Raw genomic sequence first — 6211 nt, forward strand, 5'->3', positions numbered from 1 at the left:
CTTCTTATGGTCGCGGCGCCTGGACAGACTGTTTCGGCAACGTAAAAATGAACGTGCTGCCATGATTCAGCGCGCTCTCAGCACGAATTGTTCCTCCGTGAACCTGCACAATCCGGTGTGCAATCGCGAGCCCAAGCCCGGTTCCTCCCGACTCCCGCGAGCGCGCCTTGTCCACCCGGTAGAAGCGTTCAAAGATTCGGCCAAGATGCTCGGATGCAATTCCCTGCCCAAAGTCGCGCACGCGAAACTCCACAGCCTCAACAGGTTCTGAGACCTCACGTGCGCTCACGATCACGCGGGGAGCCGCAGCATTGCGACCCTGTCCATACTTGATGCCGTTCTCAATAAGATTGCTCAGCACCTGCACAATCGCGTCCGTATCGGCAAACACCTCGGCAGTCGTCACTTCGCCGATCTCCAACACCGCCTCTGCATCCTGAACCAGCCCACTCATTGCCTGCACCGCATCGCGAATCAGAATATCTGCCCGCACCGGTACAGGGTGAAGCTCTCCCTCGGACGATTCCGCCCTGGCCATGAGCAACAGGTCCTCGGTCAGTCGGTTCATGCGGGTGGCATTCTTCAGAATCGTTGAAAGAAACTCCCGCGCCTGCTTGCTGAGCCCCGCCTCATGGTCAAGCAGCGTCTCCACATAGCCGCTAATCGAGGTGAGGGGTGTGCGCAGCTCATGCGAGACGTTCGCAACAAAGTCGCGCTGAATACGCTCCACCTGTTCAATGCGCGTCATATCGTGCAGAACAGCCACGGCTCCACCGCCCGGCATCGGCGACGCTGCAATCTCGAAGATGCGCCCCGGGACAACCGACGTCGACCGCCGCTCGCACACCACGCGCTCGTCCAGCGCCGAGCGAACACATTGCAGAACATCCGGGTCGCGAATCGTCTGCACCAGCGCATGTCCGACGCGAACCGCTCCGCCGACGAAAGCCCCTGGAATCAGCCGCTGCATGCGTTGATTGGTCCACTGGATTCGCCCCGCCTGATCCACGGCGACGACAGCGTCCTGCATGCTGTCGATCATCGCCTCCAGCTTATGACGACCCTCCGAAGCCTCCGCAAGCTGACGCTGCACCTGCTCCGAAGCCTGCGAGATCGCATGCGCAACCTCGTCGAAGTCGGCATACTGATTGCCGATCGCGCTGACAGGTCGCTCAGCAATCGCCGCCGTGGACAACCGCAGCGCAGAGGCATCATGGCCCACCAAACGCGCTATCAGCAATGAGCTCAACACCGCCCAGCCCAGCAGAAAGATTGCCGCAAAGATCCAGCCATGCGGTGCAAGCCACACGCACAGGGCTACAACCACCGCCAGGGCGATCGTCATGCGAAAAAAGATCGAAAGAAAGAGACTACGCTTCACCAATACCCCCGCGCTCAGGACTGCGAAGTCTTGGGAATTTCAAAGCGATACCCTGCTCCCCGCATCGTCTTCAGATAGCGCGGGCTCTCAGCATCGGCTTCGATCTTTTCACGGATGCGCCGCACATAAACATCGACCGAGCGCGGCGTAACGAAACGGGCATCGCCCCACACTGCATCCAATAGATGGTCGCGGCTGAACACCCTCCCCGGATGACGCGCAAGATAGTCCAGCAACCGAAACTCCGTTGCCGTCGTCGTCACCAACTCGCCGCCTACGCGGAGTTGCATCGCGTTCGCATCAATCTCGATCTCTTCGAACTTCAGCACCGACGGGGAGGTCGGCCGCTCAAACCGCCGCAGCACAGCCTTTACCCGCGCCACCAACTCTCTCGTAGCAAACGGTTTGGTGATGTAATCGTCCGCTCCCATCTCGAGACCCTGCACCCGGTCGTTCTCCGCCGCACGCGCCGTCAAAAAGATAATGGGGATCACGCTCAGCGTAGGATTCTGACGCAGCCTGCGGCACAGGTCCAGCCCATCGCCTCCCGGAACCATAATGTCCAGCAGAAAGAGCGATGGCGGCTGCCGATCGGCATCCGGAACAATCTGGCCAATGGTCGAATACACGCGGACGGTATAACCGGCGCTCTCCAGGTGATACTGCACCAGGCGAGAGATATCGGCATCGTCTTCCAGTACAAAGATCGTCTGACTCAATTTGTAACCTCAGTGTTACCGTCAGATTAACCTACCGTGACCGAAACATTGCTAACGTACGATGAATCCTTAACGTCAGTCCTTTAGGAAATGTTACTTTTATACGCCCACGCGGTATCCTGATAGAGCAGTGGCTCCGAATCGAGTTCTTATGGCGCAAGAACCCCATCTCGTCCTTTGTGTCGATGACGAACTGATCGGCCTCAAGGTTCGCAAGATACTGCTCGAGCGCGCGGGATACCGTGTCCTCACCGCGCCCGACGGCTCAGCCGGACTCGAGCTGTTTACGAGCGAGCCCATCGATTGCGTTGTACTCGACTACTCGATGCCCGGAATGAATGGCGGCGAGGTCGCCGCGAAGATGCGCCAGGCTAAGCCTCATATCCCCATTCTTCTACTCTCTGCCTACATTGGTCTGCCATCTGAGGTACTCTCAATGGTTGACCTGTGCATGACCAAAGGAGAGGGTCCCCCGGTTCTATTGAGCAAGCTGGGCAGTCTCCTGCAACCGCTGAGTCGAGCTTAAGAGAGGGCTGTGAATCTAAGTCAATTCAATCGCATCCTGCGGCAGGTCTTTTTATTGCCGGTCATCGCGCTCTTATTAGCCGCCGTGGCGCTGTACCTGCAGATTCAGGGTGCCAATTCGACCGTCCGGCTAATCCAGGAATCCGACGCCCACATCTCCCAGGTGAGCCGCCTGAATACCCTCATCCTCAACGAGGAGTCCGCCCTTCGCGGATACGAAAATACCTCCGACGCCCGCTTTCTCCAACCGTATCTCGATGCCTCCCCCCACCTGCAGGCCGAGTTCAACAAGATGAAGGCGCTTCCCGGCCTCGATGACGTCGAGAGGCGCTACATCGACGATCTAATCGACAAGCACCAGACCTGGCTCGATGCGTTTGCTCTCCCCGTCATCGCCACCATTGAGGCCGGCGGCCAGGTCCGCGACGTTGATCTGAACCTGCGCGGCAAGTTCATGATGGATGACATCCGTCGAGACCTCGCGGATACCACCCACAACGCCGAGCAGCGCCGTGCCGTGCGAATCGACTTATGGCAGCATCAGGTTCGCTACATGGAGCAGTTGCTGCTGGTGCTCGCCCTGTGCGTTGGCATCTTCATCGGCCTGTTCACCCGCAACCGCCTCCACGCCGTCTCCGACGCCTACAAAACCTCGCTCGACGTCCTGGGCCGCCGCGCCGAAGAGATCTTTCAGTCCGAGCAGCAACTGCGTACGACGCTCGCCTCCATCGGCGACGGCGTCATCACCTGCGACACCGAGGGCCGTGTCCAGATGATGAATCCCGTCGCCGTGGAACTCACGGGATGGTCACAGGCCGAGGCCCACGACAGACCGCTCGAGACCATCTTTCAAATCGTCAACGAGACGACTCGCCTCGCCATGGAAAATCCTGTCTCCAAGGTCAAGCGGCTCAATCGTATCGTCGGCCTCGGCAACCACACCATCCTCATCCGCAAAGACAAGACCGAGTTGCACATCGCCGACAGCGGAGCCCCCATCCGCGACCGCACCGACGGAATCGCCGGCGTCGTCATGGTCTTCCGCGACATCACGCTCGAGCGCAAGACTCAGGATGCTCTGCTGGCCAACGAGAAGCTGGCTGTCGCCGGTCGCCTCGCCGCAACCATCGCGCACGAGATTCACAACCCCCTCGACTCCGTCTCTAACCTGCTCTACCTCATGCGCAACGGGGCCACCAAAGAGGAGTCGGTGCAATTCATGGACATGGCCGAGCAGGAACTCGCCCGCGTCACCCAGATCAGCCGCGCCATGCTTGGCCTCTACCGCGAGTCCCGGGCTCCCGTCCTGGTCGATCTCAAAGAGATGCTTCAGGAGATTCTTTTACTCATGGAGCGCCGCTTCAGCGACGACCAGGTCATCGTCCACACCGATCTCCCTTCCGGCGTCTCGGTCGATGCCTTCCCTGCCGAGCTGCGACAGGTCTTCAGCAACCTGATTACGAACGCCGCTGAAGCAGCCGGTCCCGGGGGACAGGTAAACGTCAGCCTCAGGCCGCAGCCGGCCCTTTCAATTAACGGGATCAGGCAGGAGGCCGGAGCCATCGTAACCATTGCTGACAATGGCATGGGCATTCCGGCGGAGGTGCAGCCACATCTCTTCCAGCCCTTCTTTACCACCAAGGGCGAGCGCGGCACCGGCCTCGGCCTCTGGGTCAGCCGCGGCATCATCACCAAACATGGCGGCACCATCGAGCTGGCCAGCGATACCGGCGAAACCACGCACGGCACCTCCGTAAGCGTCTTCCTGGCCACTAAGCCGACCATCAACGCAGGCGGTAACTAGGTAACTCTCCTCAGGGAAATGGATGATATAGAGAAGACTTTCCATCCAACGGCCGCTCTCGATTATTGAAATTTCTCATCCCCGTCCCCCGAACCCACGCCATCTCTCCGCTCTGCTTCGCTCCGGTCGAGATGACGTGGGTTTGTTGCTTCAGGTTGGACGGGCGTGACGTTTTTAGAGCTTCAGAGAGGTGTCTTTGGTCGCCTTTGCGTGGTGTAATAGGTGGGCGATGGCGGATGACGGATCACAAAACGGCAAGGGCGGGGGCGGCAATGGTCCGCTGGGGGACCTGGTAAAGGCCGAATCGATGATTCAACTGGCGATAGCGCTACCGGCAGGGTGCCTGATTGGCTGGCTGATTGGCGCATGGCTGGATCAGCACTTTCACCAAGGCTGGATCTCGATTGCCGGGATCGTGCTGGGGGCCGTGGCGGGCTTTGTTCAGATATTTACGACCGCTTCACGCTTTTTGAAGAACAGCAAATAGAGACGGACGAGGACGATTTTGTGACGGGAATCAATAGCTATACCGACGCTGATTTCAAGCGTACGATATGGAGCGCGCTGCGGCTGCTAGTTATTATTGTCGTCGTGGCGACGCCGCTGGTTTGGTGGAAGGTGGGCTGGCCGAGCGCGGCCCTGCTGGTTGTAGGCGCAGCGATCTCGGGGTCGGGGCTGTTTGAGTGGCTGCGGCTGATGTCGGCCGTGATGGTGCGGATGGACGGCGGTCAGACGGCGCGACCGATGGCGATGGTGCTGGTGGGATTCTTCCTGCGGCTGGGGGTCGCAGTCGTGGTGCTTTATGTTAGCCTAAAGTATCTGAATGGTTCGGTCTATGCGCTCGCCGCAGGCCTTGCGCTGGGGGTATTTTCACTCGCGGTGGAGGGGCTGAGACTTATGAAAGCGTGGACGGTTTAGACCGGCGATTCGGGCTTAGATCTGCAAGACAGAAGATTTTCTTTATTTTTCTATATGCCAACACAATTATTGATTACCAGAACTCTCAACGCGCACTTTGCCGGCCCGGTCGATTCGCTGCTTCATGCATTGCATATCCAGCCGCAGTATCCCGCCAAGCCGATTACGAACGAGTTTGCGATGGAGCTGCTGGTCTTCGCTGTGCTGCTGGCCTACTTCATCGTAGTGCGACTGACACTCAACGTCGAGAAGCCCGCATCGCTGCAACACCTTGCCGAGATGACGCATGAGTTCGTGTCGGAGCAGGGCGACCAGATCATCGGACACGGATCGGAGCGGTTCACCGGCTACCTGACGGTGCTGCTGCTGTTCATCCTGCTTTGCAACCTGCTGGGCCTGATTCCGGGGTTGGAGTCGCCTACAGCGAATGTCGTGGTGCCGCTGGGATTTGCGCTGGTCACGTTTATCTACTACCACTACCACGGTATCCGGACGCATGGCCTTTCGTACGGGAAGCAGTTTCTGGGGCCGGTGTGGTGGCTGTATCCGCTGCTGCTGCCGATTGAGATCATCTCGCACTTTGCACGTATTCTTTCGCTGACGGTTCGTCTGTACGCCAATATGTTCGCCGGCGACTTGCTAACCATCGCATTCTTCTCGCTGGTACCGATCGGCGTTCCCCTGGTGTTTCTGGGACTGCACCTTGGCGTGGCCGTGGTTCAGGCTTACGTGTTCTTCCTGCTCGCGGCGATCTATCTTTCGCTGGCAGTCGCGCAGGACCATTAGTTTGAGTTTGCCGCGGAGGGCCTCCCTCTTCGCGGCAGGTAACAACGCCGCATAGCGTGAGGGTGCCAGCACGGTGAG

At 59.0% G+C, this 6211-nt stretch carries 7 protein-coding genes; 5 read left to right on the top strand and 2 right to left on the bottom strand.

The window, feature by feature from the left end:
- Window positions 1–4: 4 nt before the first annotated feature.
- Both VMU57_RS15215 and VMU57_RS15220 read right to left on the bottom strand, forming a co-directional pair.
- Window positions 5–1381: a sensor histidine kinase gene (locus VMU57_RS15215; RefSeq protein ID WP_325384905.1), complete on the bottom strand. Its 1377-nt coding sequence runs from the start codon at window positions 1379–1381 to the stop codon at window positions 5–7.
- Window positions 1382–1395: 14 nt separating this feature from the next.
- The gene (locus VMU57_RS15220) at window positions 1396–2100 is read right to left on the bottom strand and encodes a response regulator transcription factor (RefSeq protein ID WP_325384906.1); all 705 of its coding nucleotides are present in this window, start codon (window positions 2098–2100) and stop codon (window positions 1396–1398) included.
- Window positions 2101–2251: 151 nt separating this feature from the next.
- On the opposite strand from VMU57_RS15220, the gene VMU57_RS15225 reads away from it, so the two are divergent.
- The 5 genes from VMU57_RS15225 (at window position 2252) to atpB (ending at window position 6133) form a co-directional block, all read left to right on the top strand.
- Window positions 2252–2626: a response regulator gene (locus tag VMU57_RS15225; RefSeq protein WP_325384908.1), complete on the top strand. Its 375-nt coding sequence runs from the start codon at window positions 2252–2254 to the stop codon at window positions 2624–2626.
- A gap of 9 nt (window positions 2627–2635) precedes the next feature.
- A complete protein-coding gene (locus VMU57_RS15230) occupies window positions 2636–4429 on the top strand; it encodes an ATP-binding protein (protein ID WP_325384910.1) in 1794 nt (597 codons plus the stop codon).
- 229 nt (window positions 4430–4658) lie between these two features.
- On the top strand, window positions 4659–4916 hold the full coding sequence (locus VMU57_RS15235) for an AtpZ/AtpI family protein (protein WP_325384912.1): 258 nt from the start codon (window positions 4659–4661) through the stop codon (window positions 4914–4916).
- A gap of 20 nt (window positions 4917–4936) precedes the next feature.
- Window positions 4937–5347, top strand: coding sequence for a hypothetical protein (locus tag VMU57_RS15240; protein ID WP_325384914.1), 411 nt, complete (start codon window positions 4937–4939; stop codon window positions 5345–5347).
- 54 nt (window positions 5348–5401) lie between these two features.
- Window positions 5402–6133, top strand: a complete 732-nt coding sequence (atpB, locus tag VMU57_RS15245; RefSeq protein WP_325384916.1) for a F0F1 ATP synthase subunit A — start codon at window positions 5402–5404, stop codon at window positions 6131–6133.
- The last annotated feature ends 78 nt before the right edge of the window (window positions 6134–6211 follow it).

It is taken from the genome of Edaphobacter sp. (genome assembly GCF_035532915.1).
Classification (GTDB): domain Bacteria; phylum Acidobacteriota; class Terriglobia; order Terriglobales; family Acidobacteriaceae; genus Edaphobacter.

What these genes read in the sequence shown, in the direction of transcription:
- VMU57_RS15225 (WP_325384908.1), top strand. Translation starts at nt 2,252, where the DNA reads ATGGCGCAAGAACCCCATCTCGTCCTTTGTGTCGATGACGAACTGATC.
- VMU57_RS15235 (WP_325384912.1), top strand. Translation starts at nt 4,659, where the DNA reads ATGGCGGATGACGGATCACAAAACGGCAAGGGCGGGGGCGGCAATGGT.
- atpB (WP_325384916.1), top strand. Translation starts at nt 5,402, where the DNA reads ATGCCAACACAATTATTGATTACCAGAACTCTCAACGCGCACTTTGCC.